This is a genomic window from Mesorhizobium silamurunense (assembly GCF_014843905.1).
GTDB classification, from domain to species: domain Bacteria; phylum Pseudomonadota; class Alphaproteobacteria; order Rhizobiales; family Rhizobiaceae; genus Mesorhizobium; species Mesorhizobium silamurunense.
Map to the genome: position 1 here is coordinate 121,040 of NZ_LPVS01000010.1, position 21,103 is coordinate 142,142.

Sequence of the window (21,103 nt, forward strand, 5' to 3'; positions counted from 1 at the left end):
TAAAGGGGCCACAATCCAATTGTCTGAAATAGACCGGGCTTGGAATTCACACCTTTTGCATCTTCGCAAGAAAGTGTGATCCATCTCATAGAGGTTCTGTCGAAATACCGGCCTTTGGCCGGCATGGAAACCGTTGGCAGGTTGAAAACCTGCCGCGTTCCGGCGTTGACAAGCCCGCTTGACGCTTGATCATGCCCGGACGCTGGCAGTGTCTGGAGGGTGATGTGGCAATGCGCGCGGCTCGTGGTCTCTCTTTCCTTCTGCTTCTCTTTTTCGCCCCTATTTTCCTCGCATCGAGCGGCGCGGCACTTGCGGCCGAAGCCCGGCGAATCGTGACGACGGACAATTCCGACTATTTCGGTTTCGACCTCAGGTCCGACCAGAATGTCAGCCTCGACCAATGCACGACGACATGCCTCGGCGACCCCGCCTGCCGCGCCTTCACCTACAACACCAAGGCCAAATGGTGCTTTCTCAAATCCGACTATAATCAGCTGAAACCCTTCAGCGGCGCCATTGCCGGCAAAGTCGCAAACGTCGATGGCGACCCCGATATCGGCGCGCCGCCGGCGCTTGCCTTCTTCCCCAACTGGATGGCCGACCAGGCCCAGCAGTTCCGCAACAAGCTGACCGATCCGGCCTATGACAAGCCGACCGAAGGGCTGGCAGCACTTCAGGCCGCGGCCGAGCAGGCGGCGCTGACTGGCGATCATCGTCTCGCCATGCAGAAATACCAGGCCGCCCTTTCCATCCTGCCGGACGACGGCGCGCTCTGGCTGGCGCTGGCGCGCGAGACGCTCGGCGTGCAGCCGGCTTCCAACACCTCCGAGCCCTCGACCTTGCCGGCAAACGTCACCTCGGCCGCTTTCAACGCCTACAAGCTGGTGCGTACCGCAAAGACCCGCGCCGAGGCGCTGGCGCTGCTTGGCGCCGGCCTCGACAAGCGCGACCTCTTCCGGCCGGCCATTCAGGCCTATGAGGCGAGCCTCGCGCTGGTGAGCTCGCCGGCCGTGCAGGCTGAATATGCCGATCTCAAGGCGCGCAAGGGTTTCCGCGTCATCGATCACTCGGTCGAGGCCGATTCCTCTTCGCCGCGCATCTGCGCCCAGTTTTCCGAGGAACTGGTCAAGACCGGCGTCGATTATTCGCAGTTCGTCACCGTCGACAACGCCGCCCCCAAGGCCGTCGAGGCCAAGGGCAAGCAGATCTGCGTCGAGGGGTTGGAACACGGCCAGCACTATGACGTGACCTTCCGCGCCGGCCTGCCGGCGGCGGTCGGCGAGACTATCGCCGCCCCGGTCGTGCTGTCGATCTATGTCCAGGACCGCGCCCCGTCCGCCCGCTTCACCGGCGACAGCTTCGTGCTGCCGGCCGGCGTCCGCCGCGGCATCCCGGTCGTCACGGTCAACATGACCGCCGCCAAGATGAAGCTCTACCGCATCGGCGACCGTTCGCTGGCGCAGCTTCTGTCCGGCTACCAGTTCCTGCATCAGCTCGACGGCTATGATATTTCCACCATTTCCGACCAGATGGGCGAGCCTGTCTGGGAAGGCACGCTGGACATCGCCAACGACCTCAACAAGGAGGTCACCACCTCGTTCCCGGTCGACCAGGCGATCCCGCAGCGCAAACCCGGCGTCTATGTGCTGACCGCGCAGCCGGTCGACGACAAGGGCGACGACTATGGTTCGCGCGCCACGCAGTGGTTCGTCGTTTCCGATATCGGCTTGTCCACCTATACTGGTCAGGACGGGCTCAATGTCTTTGCCCGCTCGCTCGGCTCCGCCAAGCCGATCGCCGGCGCTGAACTGACGCTGCTTGCCAAGAACAATGATATCCTCGGCACGGCGACATCCGACGCCAAAGGCCACGCCGTGTTCAACCCCGGCCTCACCCGCGGCGAAGGCGGCATGGTGCCGGCCGTGCTGATGGCCAAGCAGGGCGACAACGACTTCGTCTTCCTCGACATGGGCCGCGCCGGCTTCGATCTGTCGGACCGCGGCGTTGCCGGGCGTGCCGCGCCCGGCGCGCTCGACGTCTATGCCTGGACCGAGCGCGGCATCTACCGCGCCGGCGAGGATGTCCATGTCGCGGCCCTTGCACGCGACGGCGCGGCCAAGGCGGTCGACAATCTGCCTCTGACCTTCATCTTCACCCGTCCCGACGGCGTCGAGAACCGCCGCATCGTCACTGACGGCGCCTCCGCTGGCGGCCATGCCGTCGACCTGCCGCTCGAGGCCAACGCCATGCGCGGCACCTGGACGGTGTCGATCTATACCGACCCCAAGCAGGCGTCGGTGGCGAGCCAGATGTTCCTGGTCGAAGACTTCGTGCCGGATCGCATCGAGTTCGACCTGACGGCCGACAAGAAGGAGATCGCCCAGGGCGAGACCGCCAATGTCAGCGTCGACGGCCGCTTCCTTTACGGCGCGCCGGCCGCCGGCCTCGCGCTTGAAGGCGAGATGACGCTGTCGACCACGAGCAGCTGGGACCGGTTCGAGGACTTCACCTTCGGTCTTGCCGACGAGCAGTCGGCCGAGCCTTCCGTGACGCCTTTAGCCAACCTTCCCGTCGTCGGCGATGACGGCAAGGCGACCTTCCCGGTCTCTATCGACCAGTTGCCTTCGACCACCAAGCTGATCAACGCCAAGATCACCGTTCGCATGCGCGAAGCCGGCGGCCGCGCCGTGGAGCGCTCGCTCGATATCGCCGCGCATCCGGAAAAGGAAATGATCGGCATCCGCTCGGATTTCGAAGGCGGCGAGGTTCCGCAAGGCGGGACGGCGAAGTTCAGCATCATCGCCGTCGATCCGAATGGCAAGCGCGGGGAGCTGAAAGGCGCCCAGTGGTCGCTGGTCAAGGTCGAGCGCAACTACCAATGGTACCGCTCGAACAATTCCTGGAACTATGAAGCGGTCAACCTCACCAAGGCCGTCGCCAACGGGCAGATCGACCTCAACGCCGACGGCGAGGCGACCGTGTCGCTGCCCGTCGACTGGGGCCGCTACCGTCTCGAGGTCGAGACGGCAGACCCCGATGGTCCGGCGACCAGCTACGAGTTCGACGCCGGCTGGTATGTCGCCTCGACCACCACCGAGACACCTGACGGCCTGGAGATCGCGCTCGACAAGGACACTTATGCCGCGGGCGAAGTCGCCAAGTTGAAGGTCTCGCCGCATTTTGCCGGCGAACTGCTGGTCACCATCGGTGCGGATAAACTCTTGAAGACCGTCACCGCCTCGGTGCCGGCCGGCGGCAGCACGGTCGATATCCCGGTCGGCGATGACTGGGGCGCCGGTGCCTATATCACGGCAACTTTGTTCAGGCCGGGCGATGCGCAGGTATCGCGCATGCCGGCCCGCGCCATCGGCGTCAAATGGCTGACCGTCGATCCGGGCTCAAAGCAGCTCGCCGTCGCGCTGACGCCGCCTGAAAAGACCGCGCCGCGCCAGCAGCTGTCGATACCGGTTGCCGTCAACGGTGCGCAACCCGGCAGCAATGCTTATGTGATGGTCGCGGCCGTCGACGTCGGCATCCTCAACCTCACCAACTACAAGGCGCCCGACCCGGAGAACTGGTTCTTCGGGCAGCGCATGCTGGGCCTCGATATCCGCGACCTATATGGCCGCCTGATCGACGGCTCGCTCGGCACCACCGGCAAATTGCGGACCGGCGGCGACGGCGCCAGCATGCAGTCGCAGGGCAGCCCGCCGACCGAGAAGCTGGTCGCCTTCTTCTCCGGCCCGGTTGAGCTCGATGCCAATGGCAAGGCGCGGATCGACTTCGACATCCCGCAGTTCAACGGCACCGTGCGCGTCATGGCCGTCGCCTGGACCAAGGAAGCGGTCGGCCATGCTCAAACCGACGTCATCGTGCGCGATCCGGTGGTGATCACCGCCGGCTTGCCGCGCTTCCTGGCGCCGGGCGATGCCGCTACGATGCGCCTCGACATCGCCGACACCGACGGTCCCGCCGGCGATTACAAACTGTCGGTCACCGCGACCGGGGATCTCTCGACCGGCGACAAGCCCCTGCCCGAGAAGCTGACGCTTAGCCAAGGCAAGCGGCAGACGCTCTCCTTCCCGCTAATCGCAGCGACGGCGGGCGATGCTTCGATCACCGTCAAGCTTGCGCATGACAGCGGCACCGAGGTCGAGCAGACGCTCTATCTGCCGGTGCGCCCGGCGCAGCTTCCGATCACCAACCGCATGGTGGTCGACCTGAAACCCAATGGCGGCGCGCTTCGCGTCGACAAGGAGCTGCTCGCCGCAAGCGTGCTCGACGGTGTCTCGGTCAGCGTCGGCGTCTCGCAGACGGCGGCCTTCGACGTGCCTTCGCTCTTGATGACGCTCGACCGCTATCCCTATGGCTGCGCCGAGCAGACGACCAGCCGCGCGATGCCGCTGCTCTATGTCAACGACATGGCCACCAGCATCGGCATGGAGAGCGATCCTGACCTGCACGGGCGCATCCAGGACGCCGTCTACAAGGTGCTGAGCTACCAGGCTTCCAGCGGCAGCTTCGGCCTTTGGGGTCCGGGCTCCGGCGATCTCTGGCTCGACGCCTATGTGACGGAGTTCCTGACCCGGGCGCGCGAGCAGAAATACGACGTGCCGGCGCAGGCGATGAACCAGGCGCTGAACAACCTGCAGAACTCGCTGGGCTACGACCAGGACGTCCAGGACCGCGGCAGCGAGATCGCCTACGCGCTCTATGTACTCGCTCGCAACAAGAAGGCCTCGATCGGCGATCTGCGCTATTATGCCGACACGCAGCTCGAAGCCTTCTCCAGCCCGATGGCCGTCGCGCAACTGGCGGCGAGCCTGGCGCTCTATGGCGACACGCAGCGTTCGGAAGCCACCTTCCAGACGGCGCTGCGGCTGGCCCAGGCGAGCACCGAATATGACTACTACCGCTCCGACTACGGCTCGCCGCTCCGCGATGGCGCTGCGATGCTGGCGCTGGCTGCGGAATCGAAGCCGGTGCCGGGCATCGTGCCGCAGCTGATCAGGTTGGTCGCCAGGGAACGCGCCGACGCCCGCTGGACGAGCACGCAGGACGAATCCTGGATGCTGCTGGCGGCGCGGGCGCTGAAGGAAGGCAACGATTCCATCACGCTTTCCGTCAACGGCGCGCCGCATTCCGGTGGCTATTCCGACCGTGTCTCCGGAAGCGACCTCGAGGGCAGCCCGCTCACCATAGCCAACACCGGCACGACGCCGCTGCAGGCGGTGGTCACCGCGGTGGCCGCGCCAGTCGAGCCGCTGCCGGCCGGCGGCGACGGCTTCACCATCGATCGCACCTACTACAGGCTCGACGGCACCGAGGCCAATATCACCGAGGCCAGGCAGAACGAACGCTACGTGGTCGTGCTCAAGGTCTATGAGCAGAACAACTGGCCATCGCGCCTCTTGGTCACCGACCTGTTGCCGGCTGGCTTCGAGATCGACAATCCGAGCCTGGTCTCCAGCGCGCAATTGTCGAACTTTTCCTGGCTGGCGCAGACCGATGCCGCGCATCTGGAGTTCCGCGATGACCGCTTCGTCGCCGCCTTCAATCCGAACGAAGGCGACGGCGACCGCAACATCACGCTGGCCTATGTCGTGCGCGCCGTGACGCCGGGCACCTATGCCCATCCGGCGGCGACGGTGGAGGACATGTACCGGCCGCAATATTCGGCCCGCACCGCCTCCGGCATGATGGAGGTCAAGGCGGAGTAAGTTGCTCTGACGCTGGCGATCACAAAAATGGCGATTGCGCTGCCCCTCGTCCGCCTGCCCGTCCTCCGCAGCAGCTGCGCTGCAGCTGCGGAGGGTGGACCGGCACCTTCTCCCCGTGAGGAACGGGGAGAAGGAAGAAGCTCCGACGCTGACGCCCCCCTCTCCCCGTTCTTCACGGGGAGAGGGTAAGGGTGTGGGGCAGCGCCATGCTCTCCGGAAAATTCCTCAGGCGAACCGCCCTCGCAGGCATTTCGCTTGCCTGTTTTGCGGCCGCATCCATCGCCGCGCTTTGGGAACTCGACCGCTCCTTCCCGCCGCCTTTGCCGGCAAAGCTGACGGTCTCGACCGAGGTGCAGGACCGCGACGGCCAGCTCTTGCGCGCCTTTGCGACACCGGACGGCTACTGGCGGCTCGGGACCCGGCTCGACCAGGTCGACAAACAATTCGTCGACATGCTCGTCGCCTATGAAGACAAGCGCTTCTGGGACCACCGTGGCGTCGACCTGCTGGCGCTGTGCCGCGCCGCCGGTCAATTCGCCACCAGCGGCCACATCGTCTCCGGCGGCTCGACGCTCTCGATGCAGCTTGCCCGGCTGATCGAGCCGCGCGACAGCCGCAGCCTGGGTTCCAAGTTCAAGCAGATCCTGCGCGCCATCCAGATCGAGCGGCGGTTGTCCAAGCGCGAAATCCTCGAACGCTACCTGACGCTGGCGCCCTATGGCGGCAATCTGGAAGGCGTGCGCGCCGCCTCGCTCGCCTATTTCGGCAAGGAGCCGAAGCGGCTGACCGTGTCGGAGGCGGCCCTGCTGGTCGCACTGCCGCAATTGCCCGAGAAACGCCGGCCCGACCGCAACGTCGACATCGCGCATGCCGCGCGCGACCGCGTGCTCAACCGCATGGTCTCCGCCGGCTTGCTCGGCGAAAAAGAGGCCACGCGCGCCGCCCTCGACGACGTCTCCGGCCTGCGCCGCAAGCTGCCGGCGCTGGCGGCGCATGCGTCCTACGCCATGCTGCCCAAGGCCGAGCCTGGCAAGCCGCTGCAGCTGACCATCCGCAAAAGCGTCCAGCAGGGGCTGGAGCAGGTGGCAAGGGAGGCCGCCAGGAAGCTCGGCCCGAAACTCTCCATTGCCATGGTGATGGCCGATGCCCGCACCGGCGACATTTTTGGCGAGGTCGGATCGGCTGATTTCTTCGACGCCAGCCGCTCGGGCTGGATCGACATGACCAAGGTCGTGCGCTCGCCCGGTTCGACGCTGAAGCCGTTCATCTATGGGCTGGCCTTCGAGCAAGGCCTGATCGCGCAGGAGACGATCATCGAGGACCGCCCCGCCGATTTCGGCGGCTACCGGCCGAAGAATTTCGACATGGGCTACCAGGGCGACGTCAGCATCAGGCAGGCGCTGCAGCTGTCGCTCAACGTGCCGGCGATCCGGGTGCTGGACGCCGTCGGACCGGCGCGGCTCACGGCGCGCTTCCGCCAGGCAGGCGTCAACCTGGTCCTGCCGCTCAACGAGGCGCCCGGCCTGGCGATCGGCCTCGGCGGCGCCGGCGTGACGCTGCGCGATCTCGTGCAGCTCTATACGGGCCTCGCCAATGGCGGCAAGATGCACACGCTGCATGACGGCACCGAGCCGGCCAATGCCGAGCGCACCACCGCCACCATCCTCGACGACCAGGCCGCCTGGCAGATCGACGACATCCTGTCCGGCGTGAAGCCGCCGGAAGGCGCTGCCCAGCGCGGCATCGCTTATAAAACCGGCACCTCCTACGGCTATCGCGATGCCTGGTCGGTCGGTTTCGACGGCCGCTACGTGCTTGGCGTCTGGGTCGGCCGTGCCGACGCCAGCCCCATCCCCGGCCTCTCCGGCTACGTCTCGGCCGCACCGATCCTGTTCGAAGGCTTCGTCCGCTCGGGCCTGGCCAGCGTGCCGCTGTCCGGCCGGCCGCCGGGCGTCTTCAACCCCAAACGCGAGGAATTGCCGGTGACGCTCGCCCGCTTCGGCGCCGGTTCGGACGGGCTGGTGCAGGCAAGGCCGACCGAGCCGGCGCCGACCATCGTCTTCCCGCCGGACGGCGCCCGCGTCGATCTCGGCACAAATTCGGCCGACGCCACGCCGCTGGTGCTGAAGCTGCAAGGCGGCCGCGCGCCGTTTCGCTGGCTCGCCAACGGCAAGCCGCTCGCCGGCATAGACCGCCGCCGCACCGCGACCTGGCAGCCCGACGGCACCGGCTATTCGACGCTGACCGTGATCGACGCCGCCGGACGCGCGGCAAGCGTGAAGGTTTTCGTTGAATAAGATACGGCAAGCGATTCAGCGCATTGCGTTTTGCGCTTTGCTTTCGGCCGCCGCGGCCTTCCCCGCCCATGCCGATCCCCTCCCCGCCGGCTTCGTCCGGCTGGCCGATATCGATCCCAGCATCCGCCAGGACATCCGCTACGCCGGATCCGAAAACTTCCTGCACCGCAAGGCCAATGGCTATGACGCGCCGGTCTGCATCCTGACCGAACAGGCGGCAAAGGCGCTTTCCAGTGTCCAGAAAGCAATGGCCGCCAGGCGCATGACATTGGTCGTCTTCGACTGCTACCGCCCGGCGCGCGCCGTTGCCGATATGGGCGAATGGACGAGGCAAAGCGGCCCACCCGACCCGCGATGGTACCCGACGGTCGAGCGCGGCGACCTCATCGCCAAGGGTTACGTCGGCGAGTTGTCCAGCCATTCGCGCGGCTCGACCGTTGATCTCGCCATCGCTGAGCTTGACAAGAAAAGCGCGGTTCATCCCGCCTGCGGCGCGCCCGACACCGGCACGCTCGACTTCGGCACCGGATTCGACTGTTTCGATCCTGCGAGCGAGACCGCCTACCATGGGCTGAGAATCAAAGCTGCCACCAGCCGCAAGACGCTGGTCGACGCCATGCGTGCCGCCGGCTTCCGCAATTATGTCCGCGAATGGTGGCACTTCACGCTGCAAAACGAACCGTTCGCCAAGCAGCGTTTCGACTTTCCCATCACCGCGCCATAGAAGGCGGATAGACCCCGACACAAATCTCGCCCGCTCCAACCTTGCCGCGACGCCAGCTGTCTCTAGATGGCGTCCGACAGGCGCAGAGTCCGCGCTGGCTAATATGAGGAAAATGTTTCCCGAGTACGGCGATCATCGGCGAAAAATTGCTTCAAGACAGCAAAAAAGGCAACATTGAATGCATCTAAATTCTATCAAATCGGTAGAGTTCGGCCGTCATCAACGGAGGCGGAAATGACCAACCCTCATTTCAGGAAACTGCTCGGCGCGCTGGTCGCCACATCTGTCCAGTTCGGTACGCTCGGTTTCGCGTTTGCCGATACGACCATTCTGAATGTGTCTTACGACCCGACACGTGAACTCTACAAGGCCTATGACGAGGCCTTCGCCGCGCACTGGAAGGCGGAGACCGGCGAAACCGTCACCATCCAGCAGTCGCATGGCGGATCGGGCGCGCAGGCCCGGGCGGTGATCGACGGCCTCGACGCCGATGTCGTCACGCTCGCGCTCGAAGGCGACATCAACGCCATCGCCACGAAGACGAAGAAGATCAATCCGGACTGGCGCACGAAGTTCGAGAACAACTCGGCACCCTACACCTCGACGATCATCTTCCTGGTGCGCAAGGGCAATCCCAAGGGCATCCACGACTGGAACGATCTGGTCAAGGACGGCGTCCAGGTGATCACGCCGAACCCGAAGACCTCCGGCGGCGCGCGCTGGAACTATCTCGCCGCCTGGGCCTATGCCAACGCCAATGACGGCAATGACGAAGCCAAGACCAAGGAATTCGTCGGCAAGCTCTATGCGAATGTCCCGGTGCTCGATACCGGCGCCCGCGGCTCGACGGTGACCTTCGCGCAGAAGGGGCTGGGCGACGTGCTGATCGCCTGGGAGAACGAAGCCTATCTCGCGCTCGACGAATTCGGCGCCGACAATTTCGACATCGTCTACCCGCCGACCTCGATCCTGGCCGAGCCGCCGGTCGCGATCGTCGACGCCAATGTCGACGCCAAGGGCACGCGCAAGGTCGCCGAGGCCTATCTGGGCTGGCTCTATTCCAAGGAAGCCCAGACCATCATCGCCAAGAACCACTATCGTCCGGCCAAGCCCGACCTGGTGCCTGCCGAGGACCTCGCCAAGCTACCGGCCATCAAGCTTGTCACCATCGACGATCCGCAATTCGGCGGTTGGAGGAAGGCGCAGCCTTATCATTTCGGCGACGGTGGTATATTCGACCAGATTTACAAGCCCGCCCAATGAAGCATGGTGGCCATAGGCCGGATGAAACCTGATTGGGTCTATTGTACGAATGCCCGAGCCGAGGCTAAGGGCAATCTGGACTGAGTAAGAAGGGACGATCCAGAACAGCATGAACACAGCACCCGCCAAGGCGGGGTGGCGGTTCAGACAGCCGAGTGTCATTCCGGGCTTCGGATTGACGCTCGGCTTCTCGCTTGCCTACCTCACGCTCATCATCCTCATCCCGCTTTCGGGGCTGGTCTGGCGTTCGGCCGCGCTCGGCTGGACCGATTTCTGGGCGATCGCCGTCGACCGGCGCACCCTCAACGCGCTGAAGATCAGCTTCGGCACCGCCTTCCTGGCCGCTGCCGTCAACGTCGTCTTCGGCACCATCGTCGCCTGGGTGCTGGTGCGCTATCGTTTCCCCGGCCGCCGCATCGCCGATGCCATGGTCGACCTGCCCTTCGCCTTGCCCACCGCAGTTGCCGGTATCGCGCTCACCACGCTCTATGCGCCGAATGGCTGGATCGGACAGCTTCTGATGCCGCTCGGCATCAAGGTCGCCTACACGCCGCTCGGCATCGTCGTCGCCTTGGTGTTCATCGGCCTGCCCTTCGTCGTGCGCACCGTCCAGCCGATCATGGAGGAGATCGACAAGGAGGTGGAAGAAGCAGCGGCCTCGCTTGGTGCCAGTCGCTTCCAGATCATCACCCGCGTCCTGTTTCCAGGGCTGGCGCCGGCGATCGTCACGGGCTTTTCGCTCGCCTTCGCGCGCGGCGTCGGCGAATACGGCTCCGTTATCTTCATCGCTGGCAACCTGCCGTTCAAATCCGAAATCGCGCCGCTTCTGATCGTGATCCGGCTCGAGGAATACAACTATGCAGCGGCCACGGCGATAGCCGCGATTATGCTGGCGCTATCCTTCCTGATGCTGCTTGTGATCAATCTGGTGCAGTCGTGGAGCCGCAAACGCTATGGCTGACCCCGAAATCAAATCCTATGAACCATATCGCGAAAGCCAGTCGGAGGCGGTAACCGAAAGCCGGCCGGTGCGAGTGGCGGCGATGGCCGTAGCTTTCGCCTTCCTCGCCATCTTCCTGCTCTTGCCGCTGATCGTCGTCTTTAACGAATCGTTCGCCAAGGGCACGAGCGCTTACACCGAGGCGCTGGCCAGCCCCGACACGCGGTCGGCGATCCGCCTGACGCTGTTGGTAGCGGCGATCTCGGTCCCGCTCAACGCAGTCTTCGGCATTTCGGCTGCCTGGGCGATCGCCAAGTTCGAGTTCAAGGGTAAGGCGTTTCTAACCACCCTCATCGACCTGCCTTTCTCGGTGTCGCCTGTCATTTCCGGCCTGGTCTATGTGCTCCTCTTCGGCGCGCAAGGCCTGCTCGGCGAATGGCTGAAGGCCCATGGCATCGTCATTCTGTTCGCCGTGCCGGGCATTGTGCTCGCCACCATCTTCGTCACCTTCCCCTTCGTCGCCCGCGAGCTGATCCCGCTGATGCAGGAACAGGGCAGTGGCGATGAGGAGGCGGCCCTTTCGCTCGGCGCCAATGGCTGGCAGGCCTTCTGGTATGTGACGCTGCCTAACGTCAAATGGGGACTGCTCTACGGTGTGCTCTTGTGCAACGCGCGCGCCATGGGCGAGTTCGGCGCGGTGTCGGTCGTGTCGGGCCACATACGCGGCCTCACCAACACCATGCCGCTGCATGTCGAAATCCTCTATAATGAGTACAATGCCGTCGGCGCCTTCGCCGTGGCTTCGCTGCTTGCCGGCCTGGCGCTGGTCACGCTGGTCTTGAAAACACTGCTCGAGATGCGCTACGGCGCCGAGATCGCCGCGACACGCGGACATTGAAAAGGGCGGGTTTATGGAAGTTCGCATTGCCAATGTGCGCAAGGAGTTTGAGCGGTTTCCGGCCCTCCACGACGTATCGCTCGACATCAAGTCCGGCGAACTGATCGCGTTGCTCGGGCCGTCCGGCTCCGGTAAGACGACCTTGCTCCGGCTAATCGCCGGGCTGGAACGGCCGACCAAGGGCGCAATCTTCTTCGGTGATGAGGACGCTTCGCAGAAGTCGATCCAGGAGCGCAATGTCGGCTTTGTCTTCCAGCATTATGCGCTGTTTCGGCATATGACGGTCGCCGACAATATCGGCTTCGGCCTCAAGGTCCGGCACGGAGCATCCCGCCCGTCGGCGCAGGAGATCCGCCGCCGCGCTTCCGAACTTCTCGACCTCGTCCAGTTGTCGGGCCTGGAAAAACGCTATCCGGCGCAACTTTCAGGCGGCCAGCGTCAGCGCGTGGCGCTCGCCCGCGCCATGGCGATCGAGCCTAAGGTGCTCCTGCTCGACGAGCCGTTCGGCGCGCTCGACGCGCAGGTACGCCGCGAGTTGCGCCGCTGGCTGCGCGAGATCCACGACGCCACCGGCCACACCACCGTCTTCGTCACCCATGACCAGGAGGAGGCGCTCGAGCTCGCCGACCGTGTCGTCGTCATGAGCCAGGGCCGCATCGAGCAGGTCGGCTCAGCCGACGAGATCTACGACATCCCAAACTCGCCCTTCGTCTATAGCTTCGTCGGCGAATCGAGCTCGCTGCCGGTCAAGGTCGAGGGCGGTGAGCTGTGGATCGCCGACCGGCCGATCGGGCTATCGGCGCCGCAAGGAGCGCCTTCGGGCGAAGCGTTGCTCTACTTCCGTCCGCACGATGTCGAGCTGCTCGACGGCTGCAGCGGCTGCATCGCCGGCACGGTCGCCGCCAGCCGCCGCGTCGCCGGCACCAGGCGGGTCGAGCTCGAGGTCGGCGGCGAGCGCCAGCGCGTCGAGATCGAGCTGCCGGTCGACCATCCTGCCGCGCAGAAAAGCCGGGTGGCCTTCAGGCCGCGGCGCTGGAAACTTTTCCCGGCTTCCTGACGCATCTTTCTGCTTGCCGATTTCCTGTGGCGCTCGCCCGGCGCCGCGATGAATGCCTGGAAGAAAATCCTGCCAAACAGCTGTCTGGGCGGCGCTTTTTCCTGGCGCTCTGCGATCCACTCGGAGCGCGTGCCTCGTCGGACCAGGCTTTCCTTTTTATGGTCGCATCATAGTTTCTGACTATTCCGAAGGAGACTGTTTCCATGAAGCGTTTACTGCTTGGCATCGCCACTTTCGCCGGCCTCGTCCTTGCCTCCCCCCAAGCCTGGTCGGCCGACAGGCTCTTGAACGCCTCCTACGACGTTGGCCGCGAATTGTTCGCCGACATCAACAAGGCCTTCATCGCCAAGCATCCCGACGTGACGCTCGATCAGTCCCACGCCGGCGCCTCGGCGCAGGCGCGCGCCGTCGCCGATGGCCTGGGTGCCGATGTCGTCACTTTCAACCAGGTCACCGACGTCGATTTCCTGGTCAAGAAGGGCCTGGTCTCCGCCGACTGGCAGAAGGATTTCCCTGACAACGCCTCGCCCTTCTATTCGCTGCCGTCCTTCCTGGTGCGCGCCGGCAATCCCAAGCACATCAAGGACTGGAACGATCTCGTACGCGATGACGTGCAGGTGATCTTCCCCAACCCTAGGACATCGGGCAACGCGCGCTACACCTACCTGGCGGCGACCGCCTATGCGAAGGAAGCCTTCAAGGGCGACGAAGCCAGGGTGAAGGAGTTCATCACCAAACTGTTCAATAACGTGCCGATCTTCGACACCGGCGGCCGCGCCGCCACCACCACCTTCGTGCAACACGAGATCGGCGACGTGCTGATCACTTTCGAATCGGAAACGCGCGGCATCCGCAAGGAATATGGCGACGACAAGTTCGAGCAGGTCACGCCCTCGGTCAGCCTGCTGGCCGAATTCCCGGTGGCGATCGTCGACAAGGTTGCCGACGAGCACGGCAGCCGCGATCTTGCCAAGACCTATCTCGACTTTCTCTATTCGCCCGAGGGCCAGGATATCGCCGCCCGCAATGGCCTGCGGGTGCGCGACACGTCGGTCGCCGCCAAGTATAAGGCCGACTTCCCCGACGTCCGCCTGTTGACGGTGGACAAGGTCTTCGGCGGCTGGGACAAGGTGCAGAAAGAGCATTTCGCGGCAGGCGGCTTGCTCGACCAGGCCTACGGCAGCCGATAACCCTCGACAGGAAAGAAACTGGAGGCCGGCTTTGCCGGCTTTCTTCATGTCTGGAGCCGGCATCGTTTTGTCGGGGAAATCACAGCGCCCAATGTGAAAAACGTTACGAAGAATCAACGCGTTTGCGCCTAAACCTGTGTTGACGAATTGTTGTGCCAATTCGCGCTGCGCGGTCAAACTGTCATGATTTGCACACAAACAACCGCCAGATGCAGGGCAATTGGGGTTTGATGAACTGAATCGGGCATGCTGACCAAAAAAGGCAAATACGGCCTCAAGGCCCTCGTGCATCTTGCCAGCCTGCCGGCTGGCCGGCTTGCATTCGTCAACGACATAGCGGTCGCCAACAACATCCCGAAGAAGTTCCTGGATGCGATCCTCGGCGAATTGCGCAATGCCGGTTTCGTGCAGAGCCGCAAGGGCAAGGAAGGCGGCTATCGCCTTGCCAGGCCCGCTTCCGAGATCAAGATCGGTCATGTCGTGCGCGTGCTCGACGGACCGTTGGCGCCGATCCCTTGCGCCAGCCGCACGCAATATCAGCGCTGCGAGGATTGTGACGAGGCGACCTGCCAGGTCCGCCACATGATGCTGGAAGTGCGGCAAGCGATCGCTGAGGTGCTCGACAATCGCAGCCTCGCCGCGATGCGCGACGCCGACAACGACGATTTCCCGGCCGAGCTGACCTCGCAGATTTAATGCATGTCGCCCAAAAGTGCGCAGCGGTTTGGGCGAACGACAGGCATCAAAACAAAGACTTAAAGCGCGTCGCCTGATTCCGTTTCGACGCGACGCGCTTTAACTGCCCAGCCGCACGCCACGCCGTTGGTTGTCTGTCCGCGCCAGACGCAGTAAATCGGCTGACGGATGGAAACAGGACCTGGGGGATCTAACGCATGAGGCTGCCTTGGCTTGGCAATTCGCGCAGGGCCAGCCGGCAACCGTCATCTCCCAATATCTATCACACCGAGATCATCGCCGACGTGGCGGTGCCGGAGCGCGGCGAGACCGTCCGCTTCTTCAGCCGCAAGCTCGTCCGCCCGGGCAAATTGCGCAGTGTCTCCAACAGGGATCTGCGCGAAAGCGTGCTTTCCTTGTTCTATCTCGGCGTGGCGGCGGTCCTGCCGATCGCCTGGTGGGCGCCCATCTGCGATTGGGTTTCGACGCTTCGGCGCAAGCGCTATTTTCGCAAAGAATTCGCGCGCTATGACGTCGCGATCAAAGCAGTGCTTGGCGATGACGCCGACACGCGAAGCCTTTTCAAGGGCCATCTCGCCGGCGCGCATCGCCGCCGCCTGATGCTTGCCGCTCATCTGGTGCCTGGCAGGCGCTGGTCGCCGGCAATCCGGCTGGAAGGCATCGATGGCTTGCGCCAGGCCTTGCAGCGCGGCCGCGGCGCTATCGTCTGGTGCGACCAGTTCATCGCCCAAACCATCATGGGCAAGCGCGCCCTCTTCGAAGCCGGCATCGAAGCGCACCAGGTGAGCGTCAACTTCCACGGCTTCTCGGAAAGCAAATTCGGCCTGCATGTGATCAACAGGCCGCTGGTCGAGGTCGAAAACCGCTTCCTGAAAAGCCGCATCGTCTTCGAGCGTGCCGACGCCTATCAGGTGACAGTGCGCATCCAGAAGACGCTGAAGGAGAACGGCGTCGTGCTGATGACCAACACCATCCACGCGGGCTCCACATTCACCGAGATCGCCATGGGCGAGCATGGCTGGACCCATCTCGCCTCGGCGCCGGCGAATTTCGCGGCGCGCGCAGGTGCTGCGCTGTTTGCCATGTCGACCTTGGAGACTGTGCCCTTTCGCGAATACCGGGCAATCGTCAGTCCCGAGCTGAAGCCCAACGCAGCCCAGCCCGCATCCCTGCCGGCAAAGGACGTGGCGGCAAAGAACCTCGTCCTGCAGGCGGGCTACATCCTGCTCAAGCGCGACCGTCTGCTGGACGCGATCAGATTATATCCGGACCAGATGATGGCCTGGTCCGGCGCCTCCCGGCTCGCTGGGCAGCAGGATCAGCCCGCGATCGGTGGCGACGCCGCCTAACCAAGTAAGTCCTTTACGATCCCGGCGACAGTCCGCGTTGCATCCACCGTCACCGCGAGCTCGTCCGGGCCCGGCTCTTCCAGGGTGGCGAACTGGCTGTCGACAAGGCTCGCCGGCATGAAGTGGCCTTTGCGGCCCGCGACCCGTCGCCAGGCGGTCTCGCGATCGATCTTCAGATAGAGAAAGACGGTGCCGGGGCAAAAGCCGCGCAACCGGTCGCGGTAGCCGCGCTTCAGCGCCGAGCAGGCCGCCACTGCCTTATGTCCGTCGGCGACGGCGGCGGCGATGCGCTCGCCGATGGCGTCGAGCCAGCCCTCGCGCAACGCGTCCGTCAGCGGCTCGCCGCGCGCCATGCGCGCCACGTTTTCCGGCGGATGCAGTCGATCTCCCTCGATGAAGACCGCGCTCAGCGCCTCGGCCAGCGCTTCGCCGACGACCGTCTTGCCGCAGCCGGCAACCCCCATGACCACAATCGCCGGCGCTGACCGGATGTGGTTTGCTCGTGCCTCTACCGGCTGTGGCATCGCCTTTTTGTCCATGGTCGGCAGTTTGCCAGCGCACGGCATAGAACAAAAGTATCGCCGTTGGGTGCTCCACAATGAAGGGTAGTTTAACAGCCTCACCTAAGCAGCCAATGATCGGTCAGACCGCCTTCGCTTGATCGGCCGTACGCGCCTGCTCCCGCGTGCCGGAGACGATGATCTCCAGGACCTCATGCTCGTCGGTGTTCTTGATATGACGGTCGCCGACATTCTCGCCGCGCTTGAGTACCATGACACGGTCGCCCACGGCGAAAATGTCGACCAGCCGATGCGAGATGATGATCTGGGCAACGCCCTGCCTTTTCAGTTCCAGCATGGTCTCGAGGAGCCGCTCGGTCGCCATCACCGAGAGATTGGCGGTCGGTTCGTCGAGGATCACGACGCGTGGCTCGAAGGAGATCGCGCGGGCAATTGCAACGGATTGCTGGCGGCCGCCCGACAGGCTTTCGACCTTCTGGAAAACGGAGTTCACATCGACCTTGAGCCGTTTCAGCACGCTGTCGGCTTCCGCGTACATTTTCCGGCGATTGACAAAAGGACCTTTGCGCGGCCAGCGGCCGAGAAAGATGTTCTGGCCGACATCCATGTTCCCGCAAAGCGCGAAATCCTGGTAGATCATCTCGATACCGGCATCGCGGCTCTCATGTGGACTCTTGAAGTGCACCGGTTGGCCGGCGACGAAGATTTCGCCGGCATCGCGCTGATAAGCGCCAGTCAGGATCTTCATCAGTGTGGACTTCCCGGCTGAGTTGTCGCCGACCAGGCCGAGAATCTCGCCCGGATAGAGCACCAGATCGACCTTGCGAAGCGCCTGCACGGCTCCGAAGACCTTTTCGATGCCTCGCATTTCCACGATCGGTTGAGGCAAAGCAGCGTCAGGCATCGGCGATTTCCGGAGTTCGTGCGCGTCGCGCGAGGCGGGCTCGCAGGCGACCGAAGAGGTTGGCCTGGCGCACCCAGATGTCGATCAGCACTGCCGCGATGAGGATGACGCCAATGAAGACGTTGATCCAATGCTGCGGCATGCTGAAGCCCTGGACATTGAGCTGCAGGAGCGCCCGGACAAGCGTGATCACGGCGGCACCAGCCAGCGAACCCAGCATGGTGCCGTAACCGCCGAAGATCGACCCGCCGCCGATGATCACGGAGGCGATGGCGTCGAGCTCGCGGAACTGGCCCGCAACGGGGTTGAAGCTTCGGAAATAGGCGACATTGATGATCCCGGCCATCGTCGCGCAGAACGCCGCCAGCATAAGCGAGATGAAACGCGCCCGGTTGGTGTTGATGCCGGCATAGGCGGCGGCGCGGATGTTGCCGCCGGTCGCATAGACCTTTTGTCCAAACGGCGTGTAGGCGAGCACGATGCCAGCAATCAGGGCGACAAAGACCATCCACACCGTCTGCACGCTGACTACTTCGGCGAGGCTTCTGAGGATGCCGTCCGGAAGCACGACGCTGAAGTGAAGGAGGATATCGTTCACCTTCCGGCCGAGCAAATTGTAGCCTTCCGGCCAGCCGGTAAGCTGCTGGCCGGCCACGAACCATGCTGCGAGGCCGCGGGCGATGTAGAACATGCCCAGCGTGGCGATGAAGGCAGGGAGCTTCAAGCCGACGGCGACGACGGCGTTGACGAGGCCGGCGAGCATTCCCGCAAGCAGGCCCATCGCGACAGCGGTGACGGGGTCGGCGCCCAGGACCTTCAGGAAATAGGCGGCCGCGCTGCCGGCGAGCGCCAGGACGGCTCCGACGGAGAGGTCGATATCGCCGGCCGCGATGACGTAGGTAAGCCCGACCGTGATCAGCGCCAGCTCGGTATAGTTGAGCAGAATCGCGAAAGTGTTGGACAGGTTCCACCAGTAGTCCGGCCTGAGGAAGAGACCGGTGAGCCACAGCACCACTGTCAGAATGACGGCGAGGGCATCGCGCCGGGCGAGGAACTTGCCGAACCCGGTCGCCGACAGCGCGATGTCGGTCGCCATTGCGCCCTTGGTCGCCATGCCCTCAAGCGCGACGCCGCCGATCTCGAAGGCCGCCGGCGGCGGCCTGCCGCGCAGCCATGCCCAGAAGCGCGCCGCGACCTGGCGGCGGATGAGGTAGGGCTCGATCAGCACAGCGATGACAAGCAGCAGCCCGAGGAAGACCGGCACCGCGCCCACCGGCAGGGAGTAGACAGCGTTGACCGTCACCTCCTCCTCGCCGATCTTGATGGTGCGCGTGATCGGCAAACCCTCGCGCAGCACCTTGTCGAGTAGGACGACCAGCGTGGCGCCGAGGCAGGATCCGGCGACGCGGCCGCGACCGCCGAGAATGGAAGCGCCGCCGATGATCACCGCGGCGATGACGGTCAGTTCCCCGCTGACGCCGTAAAGCGGGGTCACGCCCTTGTCCTGGGCGGCCGACAGGAGGCCCGCAACGGTGGCGCAGAGCGACGAGAGCAGGTAGGCACGGATGCGCACCCAGTTCGTCGGTATGCCGGCATAGACCGCTGCCTGCTCGTTGCCGCCCGTCGCAAAGGTCTCGTAGCCCCAGCGCGTCTTGGCGAGCACGTAGGCGCCGGTCACGGCTATGACCGCGGAGATCGCGATCTGGTTGTTGAAGCCGAAGACGTTCGTCTCGCCGAGATGAAAGAACAGCGGGGCCTCCTTCGCTTTACCGGGATAGTAGATCGCCTGACCCTGCGTGAGGGCTAGGACGAAGCCGCGGCCGATCAAAAGCGTGGTTAAGGTGGCGATGAACGCCGGCACTTTTAGGATGGTAACGAGCACGCCGTTGACGAGGCCGATCACTATGCCAAGAAGGACGCAGACGATCACCGACGTGACGATGTCGAGATCGGCGAAGCTTGGCGCGAACAGCCTGGCAAAAACGACGGCCACAAGGCCGTAGATGGAGCCGACCGAAAGGTCGAGGTCCTTGTTGATGATGACGAAGGTCATTCCGACGGCGATGATGGCGACCCGCGAGGTATCGCGAAGCAGTGCATGGAACGCCTCCGGCGAGCCGAAGAACGTCGGATTGACGGCAGCGCCGCCAAGATAGATCAGCGCCAGCAGGGCAAGCAATCCCATTTCCCAGCCGCCGACGAGCTGGGGTGGAAGGCGACGAGCGAGAGCTTCAGCGGACATTCTTTGATAGAAGGGTTCTGAAGGCCAAAATGCGCGGGAGATATCCTCCCGCGCCGGGTTCAGGATCGCTTCGACATTCAGTTCTCGAAACGCTTGCCGACCTTTCCAACAGTCTCCTGCGTCACGAGCTGGGCGCGCGTGTCGAGATTGGCGGCTGAGATGCCACGATCGATCTGCAGATAGAGCTGCATGACCGGATAGAAGCCCTGCAGGAAGGGCTGCTGCCCGAGCGCGCCGGTCAGGTCGCCGCTCTTCAACGCATCCTGCTGCGCCGGACCGAGGTCGAAACCATAGGCGCAGATCTTGCCGGCCTTTCCGGTCTGGGCGACGGCCTTGGCCAGCGCAGGCGTGAATACGTTGTTGCCGGCGAAGGCGCCAACAACGTCACCGCGCGATTCGAACAGCGTCACGATGCCGTTCACCGGATCGTTCGGATTGGTGTCGATGCCGGTGTTCTCAGGCCCCGCGTCGACCTTGAAGGCGTCGAGCTTGCCGGCGTCCTTCAGGCCTTTGACGATCGCGTTGAAGGCCGCGGTGACGCGATTGTTCACCTCGATGTTGCCCATCGCGGTCGATGACGGCAGAACGATCGAGCCCTTCTCGATACCCTTGTCCGCCAGGCATTTGACGAGTGCCTCGCCGGCGATCGCCGCGGCGGAGGCGTCCTGGCCGGTGTGGCTGATGCCGCTGCGGTCAAGGATCGTGCCGTCGAAGGAATTGGTCGTTGCGACCGGTATGCCCTTGGCCTCGGCGGCCTTGACGATGTCGTTATAGGCACCGACCTGGGGCGTTGTCATGATCAGCCCGTCGATCGTCGGATCCTGCACGATCTGATTCAGGATTTCGATCTCGCGGGCCGGGTCGTCGGTCGGAGATTCCGAGCCGAGCAGCAATATCGTGGCGCCGATCAGATTGCCGGCGGCCGTCGCGCCGACATAGACCGGATCGAAGAAGCCGTTGCCGGCCGTATGGGTCACGATAGCGAAAGTGAGATGGCCATCGGCCGAATGGAAATCCTTGGTTGTGGGGGCTTCCTTTGCGGCTTCCTCGAAGCTGTAGCCGCCGACTGCTTTCTGGACGCCGCCGGACTGAGCGAAGGCGGAGGGCACGCCGAGCAGCAACGCTGCGGCGCATGCCGCGAGCGGGAAAGTACGTCTCATGATTATCCTCCCTTGCATTCAACGGGCGGAAGCCGTTCGAGCGCATTTATCCAGGAGATTTTCCGACCGCTTCCTCCCAGTTCGCAATTTTCCGCCCAATGCGTTTGCAAGTAAATAGCCCGCCGCATCCACTGTTCGAGGA

14 protein-coding genes are annotated in these 21,103 nt (G+C 64.0%); 10 read left to right on the forward strand and 4 right to left on the reverse strand.

Translation table 11 applies throughout. From position 1 onward, the window contains the following. The first annotated feature begins 224 nt into the window (after positions 1–224). From AU465_RS01490 to AU465_RS01535, 10 genes are all read left to right on the forward strand, one after another. Positions 225–5,720, forward strand: coding sequence for an alpha-2-macroglobulin family protein (locus tag AU465_RS01490; protein WP_192243319.1), 5,496 nt, complete (start codon positions 225–227; stop codon positions 5,718–5,720). A gap of 206 nt (positions 5,721–5,926) precedes the next feature. Next, on the forward strand, positions 5,927–8,017 hold the full coding sequence (gene pbpC / locus AU465_RS01495; protein ID WP_192243559.1) for a penicillin-binding protein 1C: 2,091 nt from the start codon (positions 5,927–5,929) through the stop codon (positions 8,015–8,017). Beyond that, a complete protein-coding gene (locus AU465_RS01500; protein ID WP_192243321.1) occupies positions 8,010–8,741 on the forward strand; it encodes a M15 family metallopeptidase in 732 nt (243 codons plus the stop codon). Before pbpC ends, AU465_RS01500 begins: the two co-directional genes overlap by 8 nt. A gap of 234 nt (positions 8,742–8,975) precedes the next feature. After that, positions 8,976–10,004 carry a sulfate ABC transporter substrate-binding protein gene (locus tag AU465_RS01505; protein WP_192243323.1) on the forward strand — a complete coding sequence of 343 codons (1,029 nt, stop codon included), beginning with the start codon at positions 8,976–8,978 and terminating at the stop codon, positions 10,002–10,004. Between the two features lie 109 nt (positions 10,005–10,113). Beyond that, positions 10,114–10,965 (forward strand): sulfate ABC transporter permease subunit CysT, encoded by an 852-nt coding sequence (gene cysT, locus AU465_RS01510; RefSeq protein ID WP_192243325.1) that lies wholly within the window; start codon positions 10,114–10,116, stop codon positions 10,963–10,965. Continuing rightward, a complete protein-coding gene (gene cysW / locus AU465_RS01515; RefSeq protein ID WP_192243327.1) occupies positions 10,958–11,842 on the forward strand; it encodes a sulfate ABC transporter permease subunit CysW in 885 nt (294 codons plus the stop codon). The genes cysT and cysW overlap by 8 nt, the downstream gene beginning before the upstream one ends. A 13-nt stretch (positions 11,843–11,855) precedes the next feature. Next, positions 11,856–12,899 (forward strand): sulfate/molybdate ABC transporter ATP-binding protein, encoded by a 1,044-nt coding sequence (locus AU465_RS01520; protein WP_192243329.1) that lies wholly within the window; start codon positions 11,856–11,858, stop codon positions 12,897–12,899. A 203-nt stretch (positions 12,900–13,102) separates the two neighbouring features. After that, on the forward strand, positions 13,103–14,089 hold the full coding sequence (locus tag AU465_RS01525; RefSeq protein ID WP_192243331.1) for a sulfate ABC transporter substrate-binding protein: 987 nt from the start codon (positions 13,103–13,105) through the stop codon (positions 14,087–14,089). Positions 14,090–14,335: 246 nt separating this feature from the next. Further along, positions 14,336–14,785 (forward strand): RrF2 family transcriptional regulator, encoded by a 450-nt coding sequence (locus AU465_RS01530; RefSeq protein WP_192243333.1) that lies wholly within the window; start codon positions 14,336–14,338, stop codon positions 14,783–14,785. A gap of 197 nt (positions 14,786–14,982) precedes the next feature. Then, entirely contained in the window at positions 14,983–16,134 is a 1,152-nt protein-coding gene (locus AU465_RS01535) for a hypothetical protein (protein ID WP_192243335.1), read from the forward strand. Here the strand turns inward: AU465_RS01535 and AU465_RS01540 are convergent. The 4 genes from AU465_RS01540 to AU465_RS01555 all read right to left on the reverse strand — a co-directional run bounded on the left by AU465_RS01540 (position 16,131) and on the right by AU465_RS01555 (position 20,961). After that, positions 16,131–16,658 carry a gluconokinase gene (locus AU465_RS01540; RefSeq protein ID WP_246505807.1) on the reverse strand — a complete coding sequence of 176 codons (528 nt, stop codon included), beginning with the start codon at positions 16,656–16,658 and terminating at the stop codon, positions 16,131–16,133. The genes AU465_RS01535 and AU465_RS01540 overlap by 4 nt on opposite strands. A 118-nt stretch (positions 16,659–16,776) precedes the next feature. Further along, positions 16,777–17,559: an ATP-binding cassette domain-containing protein gene (locus tag AU465_RS01545; protein WP_192243339.1), complete on the reverse strand. Its 783-nt coding sequence runs from the start codon at positions 17,557–17,559 to the stop codon at positions 16,777–16,779. Beyond that, entirely contained in the window at positions 17,552–19,801 is a 2,250-nt protein-coding gene (locus AU465_RS01550) for an ABC transporter permease (RefSeq protein ID WP_192243342.1), read from the reverse strand. Before AU465_RS01550 ends, AU465_RS01545 begins: the two co-directional genes overlap by 8 nt. A gap of 77 nt (positions 19,802–19,878) precedes the next feature. Further along, positions 19,879–20,961 carry a substrate-binding domain-containing protein gene (locus AU465_RS01555; RefSeq protein ID WP_192243344.1) on the reverse strand — a complete coding sequence of 361 codons (1,083 nt, stop codon included), beginning with the start codon at positions 20,959–20,961 and terminating at the stop codon, positions 19,879–19,881. Between the last annotated feature and the right edge of the window lie 142 nt (positions 20,962–21,103).